The organism is Streptomyces sp. NPDC014861, assembly GCF_043081625.1.
In the GTDB taxonomy this organism is placed as follows: domain Bacteria; phylum Actinomycetota; class Actinomycetes; order Streptomycetales; family Streptomycetaceae; genus Streptomyces.
Map to the genome: position 1 here is coordinate 309,783 of NZ_JBIBWV010000004.1, position 18,411 is coordinate 328,193.

At 73.8% G+C, this 18,411-nt stretch carries 16 protein-coding genes; 8 read left to right on the forward strand and 8 right to left on the reverse strand.

Annotated features, from left to right (window positions below):
- Positions 1-49: 49 nt before the first annotated feature.
- Positions 50-1,006: a 16S rRNA (cytosine(1402)-N(4))-methyltransferase RsmH gene (gene rsmH, locus ACF1BN_RS10905; RefSeq protein WP_392331265.1), complete on the reverse strand. Its 957-nt coding sequence runs from the start codon at positions 1,004-1,006 to the stop codon at positions 50-52.
- Positions 1,007-1,552: 546 nt separating this feature from the next.
- Here rsmH and ACF1BN_RS10910 point away from each other — a divergent pair.
- From ACF1BN_RS10910 to ACF1BN_RS10920, 3 genes are read left to right on the forward strand one after another with little or no spacing between them, the layout of a single operon-like run.
- Positions 1,553-2,569: an AAA family ATPase gene (locus ACF1BN_RS10910; protein WP_392331266.1), complete on the forward strand. Its 1,017-nt coding sequence runs from the start codon at positions 1,553-1,555 to the stop codon at positions 2,567-2,569.
- On the forward strand, positions 2,569-3,948 hold the full coding sequence (locus tag ACF1BN_RS10915; protein ID WP_392331267.1) for a DUF58 domain-containing protein: 1,380 nt from the start codon (positions 2,569-2,571) through the stop codon (positions 3,946-3,948). The genes ACF1BN_RS10910 and ACF1BN_RS10915 overlap by 1 nt, the downstream gene beginning before the upstream one ends.
- The gene (locus tag ACF1BN_RS10920) at positions 3,945-6,326 is read left to right on the forward strand and encodes a transglutaminaseTgpA domain-containing protein (protein WP_392331268.1); all 2,382 of its coding nucleotides are present in this window, start codon (positions 3,945-3,947) and stop codon (positions 6,324-6,326) included. The genes ACF1BN_RS10915 and ACF1BN_RS10920 overlap by 4 nt, the downstream gene beginning before the upstream one ends.
- 273 nt (positions 6,327-6,599) lie before the next feature.
- On the opposite strand, the gene ACF1BN_RS10925 is transcribed toward ACF1BN_RS10920, so the two are convergent.
- The 3 genes from ACF1BN_RS10925 to ACF1BN_RS10935 form a co-directional block, all read right to left on the reverse strand.
- Positions 6,600-7,010, reverse strand: coding sequence for a DUF3040 domain-containing protein (locus tag ACF1BN_RS10925; protein WP_376602638.1), 411 nt, complete (start codon positions 7,008-7,010; stop codon positions 6,600-6,602).
- A 274-nt stretch (positions 7,011-7,284) separates the two neighbouring features.
- Entirely contained in the window at positions 7,285-8,073 is a 789-nt protein-coding gene (locus ACF1BN_RS10930) for a class I SAM-dependent methyltransferase (RefSeq protein ID WP_392331269.1), read from the reverse strand.
- A gap of 66 nt (positions 8,074-8,139) precedes the next feature.
- Positions 8,140-8,613, reverse strand: coding sequence for an SAV_6107 family HEPN domain-containing protein (locus tag ACF1BN_RS10935; RefSeq protein ID WP_392331270.1), 474 nt, complete (start codon positions 8,611-8,613; stop codon positions 8,140-8,142).
- A gap of 241 nt (positions 8,614-8,854) precedes the next feature.
- Here ACF1BN_RS10935 and ACF1BN_RS10940 point away from each other — a divergent pair, with 241 nt between their 5' ends.
- The 5 genes from ACF1BN_RS10940 (at position 8,855) to ACF1BN_RS10960 (ending at position 15,092) form a co-directional block, all read left to right on the forward strand.
- Positions 8,855-9,721, forward strand: coding sequence for an ATP-binding cassette domain-containing protein (locus tag ACF1BN_RS10940; RefSeq protein WP_392331459.1), 867 nt, complete (start codon positions 8,855-8,857; stop codon positions 9,719-9,721).
- Entirely contained in the window at positions 9,693-11,846 is a 2,154-nt protein-coding gene (locus ACF1BN_RS10945) for a YhgE/Pip family protein (RefSeq protein WP_392331271.1), read from the forward strand. The genes ACF1BN_RS10940 and ACF1BN_RS10945 overlap by 29 nt, the downstream gene beginning before the upstream one ends.
- 29 nt (positions 11,847-11,875) lie before the next feature.
- The gene (locus tag ACF1BN_RS10950) at positions 11,876-12,487 is read left to right on the forward strand and encodes a TetR/AcrR family transcriptional regulator (protein WP_376602642.1); all 612 of its coding nucleotides are present in this window, start codon (positions 11,876-11,878) and stop codon (positions 12,485-12,487) included.
- A 504-nt stretch (positions 12,488-12,991) separates the two neighbouring features.
- Positions 12,992-13,630: a DUF4126 domain-containing protein gene (locus ACF1BN_RS10955; protein WP_392331272.1), complete on the forward strand. Its 639-nt coding sequence runs from the start codon at positions 12,992-12,994 to the stop codon at positions 13,628-13,630.
- A gap of 10 nt (positions 13,631-13,640) precedes the next feature.
- Positions 13,641-15,092, forward strand: coding sequence for a phytoene desaturase family protein (locus tag ACF1BN_RS10960; protein ID WP_392331273.1), 1,452 nt, complete (start codon positions 13,641-13,643; stop codon positions 15,090-15,092).
- Positions 15,093-15,162: 70 nt separating this feature from the next.
- Here the strand turns inward: ACF1BN_RS10960 and ACF1BN_RS10965 are convergent, their stop codons facing one another.
- The 4 genes from ACF1BN_RS10965 to ACF1BN_RS10980 all read right to left on the reverse strand — a co-directional run bounded on the left by ACF1BN_RS10965 (position 15,163) and on the right by ACF1BN_RS10980 (position 18,377).
- Positions 15,163-16,113, reverse strand: coding sequence for a hypothetical protein (locus tag ACF1BN_RS10965; protein WP_392331274.1), 951 nt, complete (start codon positions 16,111-16,113; stop codon positions 15,163-15,165).
- Between the two features lie 54 nt (positions 16,114-16,167).
- Positions 16,168-17,085, reverse strand: coding sequence for a methylenetetrahydrofolate reductase [NAD(P)H] (gene metF, locus ACF1BN_RS10970; RefSeq protein WP_392331275.1), 918 nt, complete (start codon positions 17,083-17,085; stop codon positions 16,168-16,170).
- Positions 17,086-17,284: 199 nt separating this feature from the next.
- The gene (gene thiE, locus ACF1BN_RS10975) at positions 17,285-17,938 is read right to left on the reverse strand and encodes a thiamine phosphate synthase (RefSeq protein WP_392331276.1); all 654 of its coding nucleotides are present in this window, start codon (positions 17,936-17,938) and stop codon (positions 17,285-17,287) included.
- Positions 17,939-18,011: 73 nt separating this feature from the next.
- On the reverse strand, positions 18,012-18,377 hold the full coding sequence (locus ACF1BN_RS10980) for an Rv2175c family DNA-binding protein (protein ID WP_392331277.1): 366 nt from the start codon (positions 18,375-18,377) through the stop codon (positions 18,012-18,014).
- Positions 18,378-18,411: the final 34 nt, after the last annotated feature.

The window sequence follows — 18,411 nt, forward strand, 5'->3', positions numbered from 1 at the left end:
AGCCGTCCGAGCCGCGCGGCCCGGCCTTTGAGGGGCCCCCTCGCCCCGCTCACAGCACGTCCTCCCGGATGCGCTCGACGCCCCGGAGCCGGGCGGGGGCGGCCCGGCGGTTCTCGGCGACCTCCTCCTCGGTGGGGAGTTCGGCGCCGCGCGTGAGGAGCTTGAGGCGGGGCTGGTACTTCTCGGGGACGACCGGGAGGCCGGGCGGGGCCGTGGTGGCCGCGCCGGCCGCGAAGACCTGCTTGACGAGCCGGTCCTCCAGGGAGTGGTACGAGAGGACGGCGACGCGACCGCCGACGGCGAGGGCCTTCACGGCGGCCGGGATGGCCCGCTCCAGGACGCTCAACTCGCCGTTGACCTCGATGCGCAGGGCCTGGAAGGTGCGCTTGGCGGGGTTGCCGCCGGTGCGCTTGGCGGCCTGCGGGAGGGCGTCGCGGATGAGCTCGACGAGCCGGGCGCTGTTGGTGAACGGCTCCTTGTCGCGCTCGCGGACGACGGCGGAGACGATCCGCTTGGCCTGCTTCTCCTCGCCGTACGCGCGCAGGATGCGGACGAGTTCGCCGGCCGGGTAGGTGTTGAGGACCTCGGCGGCGCTCATGCCGGTCGTCTGGTCCATGCGCATGTCGAGCGGGGCGTCCTGGGCGTAGGCGAAGCCGCGGTCGGCCTCGTCCAGCTGCATGGAGGAGACGCCGAGGTCGAAGAGGACGCCGTCGGCCTTGTCGATGCCGAGCCGGTCGAGGACCTCGGGCAGCTCGTCGTAGACGGCGTGGACGAGGGTGGCGCGGTCCCCGTAGGAGGCGAGCCGCTCGCCGGAGAGGCGCAGCGCCTCCTTGTCGCGGTCGAGGGCGACGAGCCGGGCCTCGGGGAAGGCGCGGAGCAGGGCCTCACTGTGTCCGCCGAGGCCCAGGGTGCAGTCGACGACGACCGCACCGGGGTTCTGGAGGGCAGGGGCCAACATGTCCAGGCACCGCTGGAGCATCACCGGGACGTGTCGGTCGTTGCTCAACGCACCCTCTCAGAACGGACACGGGGGTACGGAGGGCCGGGCTCCCGCCCGCTCGGGGGTCGGACGCGGTCGTCGGCGCCGGAGGGGCGCGTCGGCCGACCGGCGAGCGGGAGGGGCGAGCTGTGGGTACCGCCGCGCACACGGGGGAGAAACCGCTTCAAATCGCTCGATTGTCTCCATGGACTCCGCGTCACTCTAGTCCACGGACGGGGCCGGTCAATCAACCGGCTGGCGCGCCGCGCGGCGCCGGAGGCGGGGGCGGACATTCCGGGTGCTTCACCTGTTCGGAGGCGCCCGGCGATCACGGCCCGCGGGCCGCCGACCTGCGCGGTCGAGGGTTTCCGCACCTGTGGAGAATGGTTCCGGCACCCGCCCCAGCACACCTTTCGTCGCCGCGAAAGATGACAAACCGAGGCAATTCCCTCGCGGTTGTCCACAGTCGAGTGACACGGCCCGGCAATCCCCACAAGAATGCCCATGTGACACCCCCCGACCATCCCGACGGGGGCAGGTGTCCGTGTTCCTGCAAGGCCGAGGAGGGCCGGGGTGACGACCTATGACGACCGAGCGAGCCTCACAGACTTGACCACCACCGCGGAGCGCGTCCGCGGATCGGTGGAGAGCGTGATCGAGGGCAAGCCCGAGGTCGTACGTCTCGCGCTGACGGTGCTGCTCGCGGAAGGGCACCTCCTCATCGAGGACGTACCCGGCGTCGGCAAGACCATGCTCGCCAAGACACTGGCGAAGTCCATCGACTGCTCGGTGCGCCGCATCCAGTTCACCCCCGACCTGTTGCCGTCGGACGTCACCGGCGTGTCGATCTTCGACCAGCAGCGACGGGAGTTCGAGTTCAAGCCGGGCGCGATCTTCGCCCAGATCGTCATCGGCGACGAGATCAACCGCGCCTCGCCCAAGACGCAGTCCGCGCTCCTGGAGTCCATGGAGGAGCGCCAGGTCACCATCGACGGGCAGACCTACGAGCTGCCCAGCCCGTTCATGGTGGTGGCCACCCAGAACCCGGTGGAGATGGAGGGCACCTACCCGCTGCCCGAGGCGCAGCGCGACCGCTTCATGGCCCGCGTCTCCATCGGCTACCCGAGCGCCGAGGCCGAGTTCCAGATGCTCGACGTGCACGGGGCGGTCAATCCGCTGGACGACCTCCAGCCGGTCGCCCACGCCCACGACATCCTCAAGCTGATCGAGGCGGTCCGCTCGGTGCACGTCGCCGACGCCGTCCGGCGGTACGCGGTCGATGTCGTCGCCGCCACCCGCAACCACCCGGACCTGCGGCTCGGCGCCTCCCCGCGCGCCACGCTCCACCTGCTGCGGGCCGCCCGCGCCTCCGCCGCCCTCGCCGGCCGCGAGTACGTGCTGCCGGACGACCTCCAGGCGCTGGCCGTGCCGGTGCTCGCGCACCGGCTGCTGCCCACCGCGCAGGCCCAGCTCAACCGGCGGAACGCCGAGCAGGTCGTCCTCGACATCCTCCAGCGGACCCCCGTCCCGTCCGCGGCCCCGCCCGCCGGCCCGCTCCACGGCCGGCAGACCGGCGGCCGGCGGCTGTGATGGCGACCCCCGCCGCACCCCGGGGGCAGCGGGCCGACGACCACGACGGCCCGCGGGCCGAGGACGGCAGGGGCGGCCTGCGGGCCGCCCTCAGCGGTCTCACCACCCGCGGCCGGTCCTTCCTGGCGGCCGGGGCGGCCGCCGCCGTCTGCGCCTACGTGCTGGGCCAGGCCGACCTGCTCCGGGTCGGCCTGCTGCTCGCCAGCCTGCCGCTGATCTGCGCCGTCGTCCTGCACCGCACCCGCTACCGGGTCGCCACCTCCCGCCTGCTCACCCCGCAGCGGGTGGAGGCCGGTACGGAGGCCCGCGTCCAGCTCCGCATGGAGAACGTGTCCAAGCTCCCGACCGGGCTGCTGATGCTCCAGGACCGCGTGCCGTACATGCTGGGCCCCCGCCCGCGCTTCGTGCTCGACCGGGTCGAGGCGGGCGGCCGGCGCGAGGTCTCCTACCGGGTCCGCTCCGACCTGCGCGGCCGTTTCCCGCTCGGCCCGCTCCAGCTCCGGCTCAGCGACCCCTTCGGGATGTGCGAGCTCACCCGCTCCTTCAGCGCCTACGACACCCTGACCGTCGTCCCGCGGACCGCCGCGCTGCCGGCCGTCCGGCTGGGCGGCGCGGCCTCCGGGTACGGCGACGGGCAGCTGCGCACGCTGGCCCTCGCCGGCGACGACGACGTCATCCCGCGCGCCTACCGGCACGGCGACGACCTGCGCCGGGTGCACTGGCGCTCCACCGCCCGCTACGGCGAGCTGATGGTCCGCCGCGAGGAGCAGCCCCAGCGCGCCCACTGCACGGTCCTCCTCGACACCCGCCGCTCCGGCTACCAGGGCTCGGGCCCCGACTCGGCCTTCGAGTGGGCCGTCTCCGGCGCCGCCTCCGTCCTCACCCACATGCTGGAGCGCGGTTACGCGGTCCGGCTGCTCACCGACACCGGATCCTCGGTCCCCGGCGAGGGTTCCGACGGCTACGCGGGCACGTCCGGAAGCGACTCCGTGGAGACCGCCGGACTGATGATGGACACCCTCGCGGTCGTGGACCACTCCGACGGCGCCGGGCTCTCCCGCGCCTCCGACGTGCTGCGCGCCGGGAGCGACGGACTGCTCGTCGCCTTCCTCGGCGACCTCGACGAGGAGCAGGCCGCCCTCGCCGCCCGGATGCGCGGGCGGGCCGGCGCGGCCGTCGCCTTCGTCCTGGACTCCGGCGCCTGGCTCACCGGCGGCGCCGCGGCCGGGGCCGGCACCGCCAGGCTCCGGCAGCTGCGCGAGGCCGGCTGGACCGTCGTCCCGGTGCCGCCCGGGGGGCGGATGACCGATCTCTGGCAGCAGGCCGCCGGAGCGCTGCGGGAGACCGCCGCCGCGGACAGCTACGGAGGATGGGCATGAGCGGGCGCACCCGCCTGACACTGGCCGCCTGGGCGGCCTCCCTGATGGCCGCCGGGGCGCTGCTGCCGCTGGTCAAGCCGGCCACCTGGATCTTCACCGCCGCCTTCCTGCTGGCGCTGCAGAGCGCCACCGGCATGCTGTGCCGGCGGGTCCCGCTGGCCCGGCCGCTGACGATCGGCGCCCAGCTGCTGGTCGGCGTGGTCGCGCTGACCGTGGTCTTCGCCCGGGAGCAGGCGGTCCTCGGCTTCCTGCCCGGGCCGCTCGCGGTCCAGCGGGTGGCCGAGCTGTTCCGGCTCGGTGCCGAGGACGTCGGGACCTACGCGATCCCCGCCCCGGACACCGAGGGCATCCGGCTCATGGTGGTCGCCGGCGTGCTGGCGATCGGGCTGCTCGTGGACGTCCTGGCGGTCACCTTCCGCCGCGCCGCCCCGGCCGGCCTGCCGCTGCTCGCGCTGTATTCGGTGGCCGCCGGGCTCTCCGGCGGCGGCGCGGGCCGGCTCTGGTTCCTCCTCGCCGCCACCGGCTATCTGCTGCTCCTCCTCGCCGAGGGGCGCGACCGGCTCGCCGCCTGGGGCCGGGTCTTCGGCGGGACGCGGCGCCCCGGCCGGGCCGGGGCGATGGCGGGCTCCGACGGGCCGTCCTTCGCACCGGTGCGTACCGGCCGCCGGATCGGCGCCGTCGCCATGGGCACCGCCCTGGTGGTGCCGCTGGTCCTGCCGGGCTTCTCCGGCGGGCTGCTGGGCGACGGCGGCGGAGGAGGCGCGGGCGCGGGGCGCGGGGGCGGCGGCACGATCGCGGCCGTGAACCCGCTGGTCTCCCTCCAGGACAACCTGCGGCAGCCGGAGGACTTCGAGGTCCTCCGCTACCGGACCAACGCCCAGGACAACAGCGACCTGTACCTGCGCCTGGTCGCCCTCGACCAGTTCGACGGCACCTCGTGGAAGTCCTCGGTCCGCCCGATCGAGGCGGTGCCGAAGTCGCTGCCGTGGCCCGACGGCCTCTCCCAGTCCGTCCGCACCTCCGAGGTGACCAGCAACTTCGTCGCCTCCGAGGCGTACGACCAGAAGTGGCTGCCGATGCCCTTCCCGGCCGCCCGGGTGGAAGCCGAGGGCCGCTGGCGGTTCGAGCCGGCCGGCCGGATGCTCGTCGGCGACGACAAGCAGACCACCAAGGGCGTCCGCTACCAGGTGACCAGCCTCGACGTGCAGCCCACCGGCGAGCTGCTCGCGGCGGCCGGCCCGGCGCCGGAGCGCCTGCGGCAGGAGTACACGAGGGTGCCCGGCAGCCTCCCCGACGACGTGCGGACGACGGCGCTGACGGTCACCGCGGAAGCGCGGAACGACTACGAGCGGGCGGTCCTGCTCCAGGACTGGTTCGCCAAGAAGGGCGGCTTCCGCTACGACGTCGACGTGACGTCCGGGACGGGCACGGAGGCGATCTCCCGCTTCCTGAAGGACAAGGAGGGGTTCTGCATCCACTTCTCCTTCTCGATGGCGGCGATGGCCCGCTCGCTGGGCATCCCGGCGCGGGTCGCGGTCGGCTTCATGCCCGGCACCAAGCAGTCCGACGGTTCGGTCTCCGTCGGCATCCGGGACGCCCACGCCTGGCCCGAGCTGTACTTCGAGGGCGCGGGCTGGACCCGTTTCGAGCCGACGCCGTCCCGGGGCTCCACCCCCGCCTACACCCGGCGGGCCACCCCCACCGCCGGCCCGACCGGTCCCGCCCAGCCCTCGCAGGAGGCGTCGGCCCAGCCCTCGGCCGCGCCGAGGCCCTCGGAGAGCTGCCCTGCGGAGATGCGGCGCCTGGGCGAGTGCGGCCAGGACCCGGCGGCGGTCGCGGACTCCTCCTCCGGCGGCGGTACGGACGTGCTGAAGGCGGCCGGATGGACCCTGGGAGCGCTGCTGGTCCTGGCACTGCTGTGCGTCCCGATGTTGTGGCGGACCCGGGCGCGGGCCCGCCGGCTCGCCCCCTCGGGCGGACCGCTGGCGGTGTGGCGCGAGATCGGCGACACGGCCTGGGACTACGGGGTGGAGCCGGACGAGGCGCGGACGCCGAGGAGAACGGCGGAGCGGATCGTCCGGACGGGTGAGCTGGACGGCGCCGCCGCGGAGGCGGTGCACCGGGTGGCGGGGGCCGTCGAGGAGGCCCTCTACGCGCCTTCGCCGCCGCCAGTGCACGGGCTGGCGCGGGACGCCGAGCAGGTACGGGCCGGGTTCCGGGCGCGTGCCTCGCGCGGGGTCCGTCTCCAGGCCCTCTTCGCCCCGCGCTCGGCGGTCCGCCTCCACTGGGCGGCCTCCGCCCGCTGGGCCCACCTGAAATCACGGGCCGCCCAGGCCACCACCCGCCGATCCGACCGGCCCCAGGCCACCACCCGCTGATCCGACCGATCCGACCGGTCCCAGGCCACCACCGCTGATCCGACCGGTCCCAGGCCACCACCGCTGATCCGACCGGTCCCAGGCCACCGCCCGCCGATCCGACGGGTGGGCGTCCGCTCCTCCAGGGGGGCGGCGCCCGCCCCGGGTCGTACCTCCGTGCGGGTGCCGCCCGACGCCGAACGGGTGCCCGTGACGCAACGGCTGCGCCCCGCCGAGGCTCGGGGCCGGCGGGGCGCGGGGGCTAGGTGTGCGGGGTCGCCGCTCAGGGGGGCGTCAGTGGCCGCCGCCCTGCTGCTCGTCGCGGCGGCGCTGCCACCGCGCTTCGATACGGTCCATCATGGAGCGTCGCGCCCGGGTCTGACGGCCTCCGGCCGCCGTCCCACCTCTGGCCTGCTGCGGCTGCTCCCCCGGCTTCGGCGCCTTGCGCCAACCGGTGACCGCCAGGACCGCGCAGCCCAGCATGACGAGGAATCCCACCACGCTGATCCAGATCTGCTGTGCGACCATTCCGGCCATGAGGAGCGCGATACCCACCAGGAAGCCGGCGACTGCCTGATACACCCGTCGCCGAGTGTACGTGCGCAGCCCGCTTCCCTCGAGCGCTGTCGCGAACTTGGGGTCTTCGGCGTACAGCGCTCGCTCCATCTGCTCGAGCATTCGCTGCTCGTGCTCCGAGAGCGGCACGGAGTCCTCCTAGTCGTCGGTCGCGGGGGCGACCGGTTTGCGGCCCTTTCAGGATAGGCAGGGAATCGCCCCCGTGAAACCCGCCCTCACTACCGATCAGCCAATCCGGGCCGCCATGCGGTTCGGTTGGTGAGGCGTTGATTCCCCAGCCGCCCGCCCGTCATGCCGGATGGTTTCCCTCGATCATACGGCGCGAAGCCGCATATGGGGCGGCCTGTGGCAGAGCCGGGCCCGCACCACCGAACGGGTGGCGCGGCCCCGGAGTTCCGCCGGATCAGGCCGGCTTCTCGGCGAGCAGGTGGAGCTGGGTGGCGACGGCGTGGAAGGCGGGCAGCTCGGCGGCCGCGGCCTCCAGCTTCAGCAGGGCCTCGGCGGCACCGGGCTCGGTGTCGACGAGGACGCCGGGGACGAGGTCGGCGAAGATCCGGACGCCGTGGACGGCGCTCACGGAGAGGCCGGCCTCCTCGGCCAGGCCGGTGAGCTGCTCGGCGGTGAAGCGCCGGGGCACGGGGTCGCCCGCGCCCCAGCGTCCGTCCGGGTCGTCGAGCGCGGTCCGGGCCTCGGTGAAGTGTCCGGCGAGGGCGCGGGCGAGGACCGCGCCGCCGAGGCCGGCACCGAGGAGGCTGAGCGACCCGCCGGGGCGGAGCGCGGCCACGGTGTTCCGTACGCCTTCGGCCGGGTCGTCCACGTACTCCAGGACGCCGTGGCAGAGCACGGCGTCGTGGGCGCCGCGCTCGACCACGTCGAAGAGGCCCCGGACGTCGCCCTGGACGCCGGTCACCAGGTCGGCCACGCCGGCCTCGGCCGCGCGCCGCTCCAGGGCGAAGAGCGCGTTGGGGCTGGGGTCGACGACGGTGACGCGGTGGCCGAGGCGGGCCACCGGCACCGCGAAGTTGCCGGAGCCGCCGCCGGTGTCGAGGACGTCCAGGGCGGCCTTCCCGGTGGTCCCGACCCGGCGGTCGAGGGCGTCCTTGAGGACGTCCCAGACGACGGCGGTTCGCAGGGAGGCGCGCGACGGGCGCGACGACGCCTCGCGGCCGAAGGCGGGAGAAGGGTCCGGCACGGCTCTTGACTCCTCGGTGACGGGTACGGACGCCCCCACCCTATGGCCTCGGTGGCGCGGAGCGGATCAACCGGCCACCCCGTCGGCCGGGGGCTGCCGGGGCAGCACCGGCTGGAGCGCGAGAAGCCGCTCGACCAGGCGCAGGAAGTGACCGGCGTCCCTGATGAGGTCGTCGGCCTCGCGGGGGGTCGCGGCGGCGGCGACACCGGCCTCGGCGAGGGCACGGCGCGGGGCCCCGGAGGCGAAGAGCGCGCTCCATTCGGTGAGCTCGGGCGCGAGCTGCGGCAGCAGCTCCCAGGCGCTCCTTATGGCCTGGCGCCGGCGGGTGCGGGGCGCGGGGCGGGCGCGGGCGGCGAGGACGGCGGCGGCGGCGCGCAGGGCGGCGAGGTGCGCGGTGGCGTACCTCTCGTGGGGCCGGTCGAGGGCGGCGGCCTCGTCGAGCCCGGCCCGGGCCTTGGCGAGCAGGTCGAGGGCGGCGGGCGGGGCGGTGGTCCGGCGGGACACGGGGTGGACGTCGGCTGCTGCGAAAGGGCTGACCATGACGAGCCTCCTGTCGTCGGGTGACGGCTTTGTCGCCGTCTGTGTCCATCGTGCAGGTCGCCACTGACAATCACGCTGACCTGGGGTTTTGCCAGAGAAGCAACCGACGGGTAACTTTTGGACTGACCAGTCAGTTCAAAATGGGGAAGCGGGGGGTGGATCCGTGGGATCCGAGGACCTGACCACGCGGCCGTCTCCGGAGGGGGCCGGCGGGGAGGCCGGCCCCGGCCGCGAGCCGGCGGTGCACGGCGCCGAGCTCGTGGTCGAGGGGCTGGGGCTGAAGGGCCCGCGCGGCTGGGCCTTCCGGGACGTCTCCTTCCGCGCCGGGGCCGGTTCCCTGGTCGCGCTCGAAGGCCCGTCCGGGACCGGCCGCACCTGCCTGCTGCTCGCCCTCACCGGACGGATGAAGACGGGCGAGGGCCGCGCCGAGGTCGGCGGCCTCCCGCTGCCGCGCCGGATGGCCGCCGTGCGCCGGATCGCCGCGCTCGGCCAGGTTCCCGGCGTCAGCGAGCTGGACCCGTCGCTCACGGTCGCCGAGCACCTGAGGGAGCGGGCGCTGCTCCAGCGCCGCTTCGACGGCTCGGTCCGCGCGCTGTTCCGCCGCCCCGGCACCCGGGCGGCCGAGACCAGGGCCCGGATCGACGAGGCCCTGAAGGCCGCCGGGCTGGACCTCGCCGCCCTCCCGAAGGCCGAGCGGACCTCCGTACGGGACCTGGAGCGCCTGGAGGCCCTGCGGCTCGGTCTCGCGCTCGCCCTGATGGGCCGGCCCCGGCTGGTGGGCGTGGACGACACGGATCTGAAGCTGTCGGACGCCGACCGGGCCGAGGCCTGGGCGCTGCTGCGCACGGTGGCCGCCTCCGGCACCACCGTCCTCGCCGTCTGCAGCGAGGCCCCGGCCGACGCCCTGCGGATCACCACGGTCGGCACTGCCGAGGCCGCCGACACCACGGGCACCACCGGCACCACCGGCACCACCGAGGCCGCCGACCCCGCCGCGCCGGCCGGGGACGCCGAGAAGGCCGAGAAGGCCGAGAAGGCCGAGGACTCCGAAGACGACATCACCGAGGAGGGGGCGGACGATGCGCTCGCCGAAACTGGCCGCTCTTGAGCTGAGGCGCTTCGGCAGGGGGAAGCTGCCGCGCGCCGCGCTCGTCGCGGTCCTGCTGCTGCCGCTGCTGTACGGAGCCCTGTACCTGTACTCGTTCTGGGACCCGTACAGCCGGCTCGACCGGCTGCCCGTGGCCCTGGTGAACGAGGACCGCGGCGCCGACGCCGACGGCAAGCGGATCACCGCGGGCGAGGACATCACCGAGGGCCTGCTGGACAGCAAGACCTTCGCGTGGCACCAGGTCAGCGACGCCGAGGCACGCAAGGGCGTCGAGGACGGTACGTACTACCTGTCCCTGACCGTGCCCGGCGACTTCAGCGAGCGGATCGCGTCCAGCTCCGGGAGCTCGCCGGAGACCGGCGCGCTGAAGGTCCGTACGAACGACTCCAACAACTACATCGTCGGCCAGATCTCGCGGACGGTCTTCTCCGAGGTGCGCACCGCCGCCTCCACGAAGTCCTCCCGGACCTTCCTCGACAAGATCTTCATCTCCTTCTCGGACATCCACGAGGCCACCGCCGAGGCCGCAAGGGGCGCGGCCGACCTGAAGAAGGGCGTGGACAAGGCCAAGAAGGGGTCCAAGGACCTCTCCGACGGCCTGACCGACGCCAAGACCGGCAGCAGCGACCTGGCCTCGGGCCTCAAGAAGCTGGACAAGGGGTCCAAGGACCTCAGGACCGGCTCGCGCAAGGTCGCGAACGGCACCCAGGCGCTCGCCGACAAGGTGAACGGCACCGCCGACAAGGTCCGCCCCTACCTGGCGAACAACGGCACGTCGATCCGCGACACCGCGAAGCTGGTCTCCGACTCGGCCACCGCCGCCCGCAACGACCTGGAGGACCTGGTCCGCCGCGCCCCGGCGCTGCGCACCGCCGCCCACAAGGCGGACGACACGCTCGGCCGCCTGCACCGCGAGTCCTGCGAGAAGCCCGGCGCCACCCCGTCCGTCCCGCCGGCCGAGCTGCCGGAGGGCGTCACCCTGCCCGAGGGCGTCGCGCTCCCCGACTCCAAGGAGGTGTGCGCGGCCCTCAAGGAGGCGTCGACCACCGCCGGCGACGTGGCCACCGTCGCGGACGACGTGCACACGCTGACCAAGGACAGCAAGGGCGACCTGAAGACGCTCGACACCCGGCTGAAGAAGCTGAAGAAGGAGGCCGACGAACTGGCCGCCCGCGCCCCGCACCTGGACGAGGACGTCGAGGGCGCCATCCGGAAGATCAACGAGCTCAACAGGGGCGCGAAGAAGGTCGCCGACGGCGCCGCGCAGCTGCACACCGGCATCACCGGCGCCCGCGCGGGCTCGGTCAGCCTGGACAGCGGGGTCGGGAAGCTGAAGAAGGGCGCCGGCGACCTCGACGGCGGCCTGTTCAAGCTGGCCGACGGCTCCGGCTCGCTCGCCACCGGCCTCAAGGACGGCGTCGACAAGATCCCGGACTACGACAAGGACGAGCGCGACCGGCGCACCGAGGTCATGGCCGACCCCGTGCAACTGGCCGCCCAGTCCCTCCACAAGGCGCCGAACTACGGCACGGGCTTCGCCCCGTACTTCATCCCGCTCTCCCTGTGGGTCGGCGCCATGGTCGCCTACATGATCATCCAGCCGATGAACCGGCGGGCCCTCGCCGCGGGCGCCTCCGCCTGGCGGATCGCGCTGGCCGGCTGGTTCCCGGTGGCGGCCATCGGGGTCCTCCAGGTCGGCGCGCTCCTCGCGGTCCTGCACTGGGGGCTCGGCCTGGAGATGGCGAGGGCGGCCGGCACGGTCGGCTTCCTGGCCCTGGTGACCTGCTGCTTCGCCGCGATCATCCAATGGCTCAACGCCCGCTTCGGCGCGGCCGGCCGGATCCTGGTGCTCGCGCTGCTCATGGTCCAGCTGACCTCGGCCGGCGGCACCTACCCGGTGCAGACGAGCCCGGGCTTCTTCAACGCCGTCCACCCGTTCCTGCCGATGACCCACGTGGTCGAGGCGCTCCGCCGGCTCATCACCGGCGGCGGGCTCGGTCCCGTCTGGCAGGCCGTCGCCGTCCTGACCGCCTTCACCCTGGGCGCGCTCGCCCTGACCGCCGTCACCGCGCGGCGCAAGCAGGTGTGGACGCTGGACCGGCTCCACCCCGAGCTGTCCCTGTGACCCGTACCGCCTCTGTGAGAATCGACCCCATGGACAGCAGCAGAACGCGCCGTCAGGCGACCCGGGCCAAGCTCTACGAGGCGGCCGTCACCCTCATCGCCGAGCAGGGCTTCTCGGCCACGACGGTCGACGAGATCGCCGAGCGGGCCGGGGTCGCCAAGGGCACGGTCTACTACAACTTCAAGAGCAAGACCGAGCTCTTCGAGGAGCTGCTGCGCCACGGCGTCGCCCTGCTCACCGCCTCGCTGCGGACGGCCGCGGAGGAGACCGCGGACCGGGGCGGCAGCCGGGTCGCCGCGCTGGACGCGATGATCCGCGCGGGCCTCGTCTTCATCGACCGCTACCCGGCCTTCACCCAGCTGTACGTCGCCGAGCTCTGGCGCACCAACCGTGCCTGGAACTCCACGCTCCTCGTCGTCCGCCAGGAGGCCGTGGCCGTCGTGGAGGGCGTCCTCCGCGACGGCGTCGAGGCTGGCGAGCTGAGCGAGGAGATCGACGTCCAGCTGACGGCGGCGGCCCTGGTCGGCATGGTCCTGGTGGCCGCCCTCGACTGGAAGGCCTTCCAGAGCGAGCGCTCGCTGGACGACGTCCACGCGGCTCTGTCGCTGCTGCTGCACGGGCGCGTGGGCGGGGGCTGCTGAGCCGGATCCAGGATCCGGGATATCGGATCCTGGATATCAGATCCGGGATATCGGATCCTGGATATCGGATCCTGGATATCGGATCCTGGATCCTGGATCCCGCAGATCGGACTGCGGATCCGGGATCCGAAATCCTGGATCCCGCAGCTTGGATATTGGATCCCGGATCCCATACCTCGGATATTGGATCCACTGTCCAGAGAAGGGGATCGTGGATCCCCACGACACGGACGAAAGCGCCGGTCCCGTGAGGCTCGATCCCCCCGAGCCGCACCGGACCGGCGCTTCCTTCGTACACCCCCGTGCACGTCCCCCGTGCCGGCAGGCGCGCGACCCCGTTCCGCCGCCCCGTGCCGGCGGTTCCGGAGCCGCGCCCCTTCCGTGGCTCCACTCTCTCCTCCCGGCGACCCCTCCCCCATCCGCGCGCGTACTCATCTCGGCGTCTAGGTACGGATACTCAGGCTCGTGGTGACGGGTGGGCGCGGCCTCGTTACGATCGCGAGCGTGTCCGTACTTCCCCTGGTCTTCACCAGCGGCTGGGCGAGCGGGATCAACGCCTACGCGGTGGTCCTGCTCCTCGGCTTCTTCGGCGCGACCGGGCTCACCGACGAGGTGCCCGAGGCGCTCCAGCGCACGGACGTCCTGATCGTGGCCGGCGTCCTGTTCCTCTGCGAGGCGGTGGCGGACAAGATCCCGTACGTGGACAACGTGTGGGACTCCGTCCACACGGTGATCAGGCCGGTCGCGGGGGCCGTGGTGGCGGCGCTGCTGGCCGGTGAGAGCGGTTCGCTGCCGGAGCTGGCGGCGGGCGCGGTCGGCGGTTCGACGGCGCTGATGAGCCATCTGGTCAAGGCGGGGACCCGGATGGCGGTGAACACCTCGCCGGACCCGTTCTCCAACATCGCGCTGAGCACGGCCGAGGACCTCGGCGTCGCCGGGATCATCACCTTCGCGATGTTCCATCCGGTGGCGGCGGCGGTGATCGCCGCCGTGCTGCTGGCGCTCGGCGTGTGGCTGCTGATCTTCCTCGCCTCCAGGATCCGGCGCTTCCGGCGCCGTCGGGCGCAGCGTCGCGAGGAGCGCAGACTGGCGGCGGCCGAGGGCGGCCCACCTGCGGACCGATCTGTCGGCGGGGGCCGATAGGGTCCCTGACATGGGACGGATTGTGGTGGTCGGCGCGGGTCTCGGCGCCATGGCGGCGGCGGCACGGCTGGCGATCGCCGGGCACGCGGTGACGGTGTACGAGCGGACGTCGACGTACGGCGGCGCGGTGGGCCGCTTCGAGCGGGACGGCTTCGCCTTCGACACGGGCCCCGGGCTGCTGCACCTGCCCGCGGTGTACCGCGATCTGTTCGTGAAGACGGGGAAGAAGCCGCTGGAGGAGTGCGTCGGGCTGAGCCAGGTCGATCCGGCCGCCCGGCACGTCTTCGCGGACGGCACGCGCGTGGACCTGCCGAACGCCTCCCGGGCCGGCACGATCGCCGCCCTGGAAGCCGCGCTCGGCGGGGGCGCGGGCGAGTGCTGGGGGGAGTTCCTGGTGAGGGCCCGCGAGGCGTGGGACCGGACCCGCCGTCCGCTCCTGGAGGAGCCGCAGCCCGCCCGGGCGAAGGACCTGGCCCGTGAGCCGTACCCGGCGCTCAAGGCGGGGCTGCTGCGGCGTCCGACGCGGACGCTCGCCCAGGTCGGCGAGCGGGAGCTGCGGGACCCGCGGCTGATCGCGCTCCTGGACTCGTACGCGGAGTCCTACGGCTTCCCGGCGTCGCGCGCCCCGGCGTCCGCCGTCGTCCTGCCCTACATGGAGCAGACCTTCGGCAGCTGGTACGTGGCCGGAGGCATCCGGGCGCTCGCGGACGCGGTGTACCGGCGCTGCCTGGAGCGGCGGGTCGCGTTCGTCTTCGACGCCCCCGTCGACCACGTGGTGACCGAGGGTGAAGGCGCGGGCGAGCGGGCCGTCGGGGTGCGGCTGGAGTCCGGCGAGGCGGTGGAGGCGGACCACGTGGTGGTCGGCGCGCCCGTGCCGGAGCTCTACCGCGAGCAGGTCCTGCCGTGGCGGTACAGCGACGAGTGGACGCACTTCCAGCGGCACGGCACCAGCCGTCTGACCGTCCTGCTGGCCCTCCGCGGCTCCCGCGAGGAGGGGGCGGCGCACCGCACGGTGGTGCACGGCGACGGGGAGGGCGGGCGGCCCACGGTGACGGTGCTGCGGCCGGACGATCCGGCGTTGCGGCCCGACGCGGACCACGAGTCGGTGACGGTTTCCGCGCTGGTCCGGCCGCAGTCGGAGGAGGAGTCCCGGGAGTTCGCCGCGCGGATGGTCGAGGCCGCCGCGCGGGCCGTGCCGGGACTGGCCGAGCGGCTGCTCTGGCAGGAGGTCCGCACCCCGGGGGACGTACGGGCGGCGACGGGGACGGCCGAGGTGCCGGGCCCCGCGCTGGCGGACGCCCGCGGGGAGTGGCTCCCGGCGCCCAATCTCTCCCCGGTGCCCGGGCTGTACTTCGCCGGCGGCTGGTCGCATCCGGGCGGCGGGCTCGCCCACGCGGGCATGTCGGGCGCGCTGGTGGCCGGGCTGATCGTGGAGGGCGCGGAGTTCCGCGGCTCCCGGTGACCTGACCCGACCGGACGGCCTCCCGGCCGGGCCTCCTCCTGGACAGGACGGCGCCCGGCCGGACAGGGCCTCAGTAGCGGTACCGGGACTGCTCGTCGGGGTGCTGTTCGTAGCCGTACTGGCCCGGGGCGTGCGCCTGGGGCGGCTGCTCGTCGGTGTCGCGCTGCTGCGGGACCCAGACTCCGCCGGGCGGGGTGTCGTAGCTGTACGAGGGGGCGGCGTAGGAGTCGCCGTAGTACGAGGTGTACTGCTGGCCGTCGGTGCCGGGGCCGATGTACGGGTCGGAGTAGGCGGCGTACTGCTGCGGGGCGCCGCTCGCGCCGTAGTCGTAGCCGGGCTGCTGCTCGTAGCCGGGCTGCTGCTGCTCGTACCCGGCGGCGTAGGTGTCGTACGCGGGCGCGGGGGTGCCGGCAGGCGCGTAGCCGCCGGAGTCGTGACCGGCGCCGTCGTAGCCGTCGGTGCTGCCGTAGGCCGCGGTGCCGTAGGCGCCGGGGTCGTACGCGCCCGTGTCGTAGCCGCCGTACGCGGGAGCCTGCTCGGTCCGGTCGGGCTGCCCGCCGCCGTAGACGCCGTACTGGCCGGTGTCCTCGGGCAGCGGCTGCGGCTCGTAGACGGACGGCTGCTCGGCTCCGGCGCGCAGTTCGTCGGCGTCGGGCCCGGGGGCGTGGGCCGCGGCGGAGTCCTCGTAGGAGAGGCCGGAGACTTCGAGGGTGGGGCCCGCATCGACGGCCCGGCCCGCCTTGCGGCGGCGGCTGGCGCCGGGGTTGCCGCCGATCGCCCAGCCGGTGGAGAAGCCGCGGCGGAAGGAGAGGGTGACGAAGGTCTGGCCGACGGCGAAGGCGACCGCGCCGGCGATGATCACCACCGTCGACGCCAGCAGCACGCCGACGACCACGCCGAGGAAGCCGCAGAAGGCGAGGATCCGCCAGCGCAGTCGGGCCTTGTACTGGAGGAGCACCTCGCCCAGCAGCCAGAGCGCCACCAGACCGAACGCGATGTAGAGGACCGTCGTCCACCCCATGCCCCGAAGCCCCTCTCTACGGCCTCCGCCGCGGGTCGGGGCGGGTACGACCGGTCAGGACTGCTGGTGCAGTCCGAGATTCTCGTAGATCTCGAGCGTCGCGGTGGAGCTGTTGAGCGTGATGAAGTGCAGTCCCGGGACACCCTCGTCCAGCAGGCGCGCGCAGAACTCCGTCGCGAACTCGATACCAATGGAGCGTACAGCGGCGGGATCGTCCTTGACCGCGAGGATGCGTTCTTTCACATCCGCGGGGAAGGCGGCGTTGCTGAGCTGGGGCAGCCGGTCGAGGGTCTTCACGTTCACGACGGGCATGACCTCGGGGATGATCGGGGTGTCGCAGCCCGCCTTCTCGACGCTGTCGCGCAGCCGCAGGTAGTTCTCCGGGTCGAAGAACATCTGGGTGATCGCGTAGTCGGCGCCGGCCCGGCACTTGTCGACGAAGTGCCGGATGTCGGTGTCCCAGTCGGCGGAGCGGGGGTGCATCTCGGGGAAGGCGGCGACGCCGACGCAGAAGTCGCCGGACTCCTTGATGAGCCGGACCAGGTCGGCGGCGTAGCGGACGCCCTCGGGGTGCTCGACCCAGTCGCCCAGCGGGTCGCCGGGCGGGTCGCCGCGCAGGGCGAGCATGTTGCGAATGCCGGCGTCGGCGTACTGCCCGAGGACGTTGCGCAGCTCGGCGACCGAGTGGTCGACGGCGGTGAGGTGGGCCACCGGGGTGAGGATGGTGTCCGAGGCGATCTTCTGGGTGGCCTTGACGGTGCCGCCGCGGGTGGACCCGCCGGCGCCGTAGGTCACGGAGACGAAGCTGGGGCCGACGGCCTCGACGCGGCGCAGGGCGTTCCAGAGGCCCTGCTCGCCCTTCTCGGTCCGGGGCGCGTAGAACTCGAAGGAGTACGACGTGCTGCCGGAGGCGAGGATCTCGCGGACCGTGCGCGCGCGGTCCGAACGGACGGAAGCGGTTCCAAGGGCCATACCGGCAGGTTAGACGGGGTCCAGGTGGCGCGGAAACCGCGTCCGAGTGGTGGACACGTTTTCGGACACCGGTACGACGCCTTCCGGGCGGTTCGCGCCGCCGGAAGGCGTCGTACCGGGGCCGGACGCGCGGAAGCCGGCGTCCGGTCGCCTTCCGGGCGGTTGCTCCGTCCGTGAGGCGTCGTGCCCGCCGCGGGTGTCAGGCGTCCGCGCGCTCCCGGACGCGCTTGGCGAGGGACGCGGCGGCCGCGGCCGGGTCGTCGGCCTCGGTGAGCGCGCGGACCACGACGATCCTGCGGGCGCCGGCGTCCAGCACCTGGTCCAGGTTGGTCTCGTCGATGCCGCCGATGGCGAACCAGGGGCGGTCCTGGGCGAGCCCCGCCGCGTACCGCACCAGGTCGAGGCCGGGGGCGTACCGTCCGGGCTTGGTGGGGGTGGGCCAGCAGGGGCCGGTGCAGAAGTAGTCGACGCCGGGCTCGGCGGCGGCCGCGTCCACCTCGGACCCGGCGTGGCAGGAGCGTCCGATCAGCACCTCGTCGCCGAGGACGGCGCGGGCGGCGGGCACCGGCAGGTCGCCCTGGCCGAGGTGGAGGACGTCGGAGCCGATCGCGTGGGCGACGTCGGCCCGGTCGTTCACGGCGAGGAGCTTGCCGTGCCGGCGGGCGGCCTCGGCGAAGACGGCCAGGTGCTCCAGCTCCTCGCCCGCCTCCATGCCCTTGTCGCGGAGCTGCACGATGTCGACGCCGGAGGAGAGCACGGCGTCCAGGAAGGCGGGCAGGTCGCCCTGGCGCTTCCGGGCGTCGGTGCACAGGTAGAGCCGGGCGTCGGCGAGCCGCTCACGAGGTGTGGGCATGGTGGTTCCCCCCGTCGGGTGGTGCCGGTGCCGCGGCGCGGGGCCGCGGCACCGGCGGTGCTGGTCCGGTGTGTCAGACGGCGAGCGCCTGGGCGCGGCGCTTCACCTCCGTACCGCGATTCTCGCCGAGGGCCTGCGCGGGGGTGCCGGGCAGGGTCGGGTCCGGGGTGAAGAGCCACTCCAGCATCTCCTCGTCGGAGAAGCCGTCGTCCCTGAGGAGCGTCAGGGTGCCGGCGAGGCCCTTGACGACCTTGTCGCCCTGGATGAAGGCGGCGGGCACCTGGAGCGCGTTGTTCTCTCCGCGGCGCACGGCGATCAGCTGGCCCTCCTTCACCAGCTGCCGCACCCGCGTCACCTCGACGTCGAGCATCTCCGCGATGTCGGGGAGGTAGAGCCAGGCGGGGACGAGAGCATCGATGTTTGCGTCAATCTCGGTCACGGGACAAGCCTGCCATCCGGGACCGACAGCCGGT

Coding starts and splice junctions, on each gene's coding strand:
- ACF1BN_RS10945 (WP_392331271.1), top strand. CDS start 9,693: ATGCGCTCGCCGAAACTGGCCGCTCTTGAGCTGAGGCGCTTCGGCAGG.
- metF (WP_392331275.1), bottom strand. CDS start 17,085: ATGGCCCTTGGAACCGCTTCCGTCCGTTCGGACCGCGCGCGCACGGTC.
- ACF1BN_RS10965 (WP_392331274.1), bottom strand. CDS start 16,113: ATGGGGTGGACGACGGTCCTCTACATCGCGTTCGGTCTGGTGGCGCTC.
- ACF1BN_RS10915 (WP_392331267.1), top strand. CDS start 2,569: ATGGCGACCCCCGCCGCACCCCGGGGGCAGCGGGCCGACGACCACGAC.
- thiE (WP_392331276.1), bottom strand. CDS start 17,938: ATGCCCACACCTCGTGAGCGGCTCGCCGACGCCCGGCTCTACCTGTGC.
- ACF1BN_RS10960 (WP_392331273.1), top strand. CDS start 13,641: ATGGGACGGATTGTGGTGGTCGGCGCGGGTCTCGGCGCCATGGCGGCG.
- ACF1BN_RS10920 (WP_392331268.1), top strand. CDS start 3,945: ATGAGCGGGCGCACCCGCCTGACACTGGCCGCCTGGGCGGCCTCCCTG.
- ACF1BN_RS10935 (WP_392331270.1), bottom strand. CDS start 8,613: ATGGTCAGCCCTTTCGCAGCAGCCGACGTCCACCCCGTGTCCCGCCGG.
- ACF1BN_RS10950 (WP_376602642.1), top strand. CDS start 11,876: ATGGACAGCAGCAGAACGCGCCGTCAGGCGACCCGGGCCAAGCTCTAC.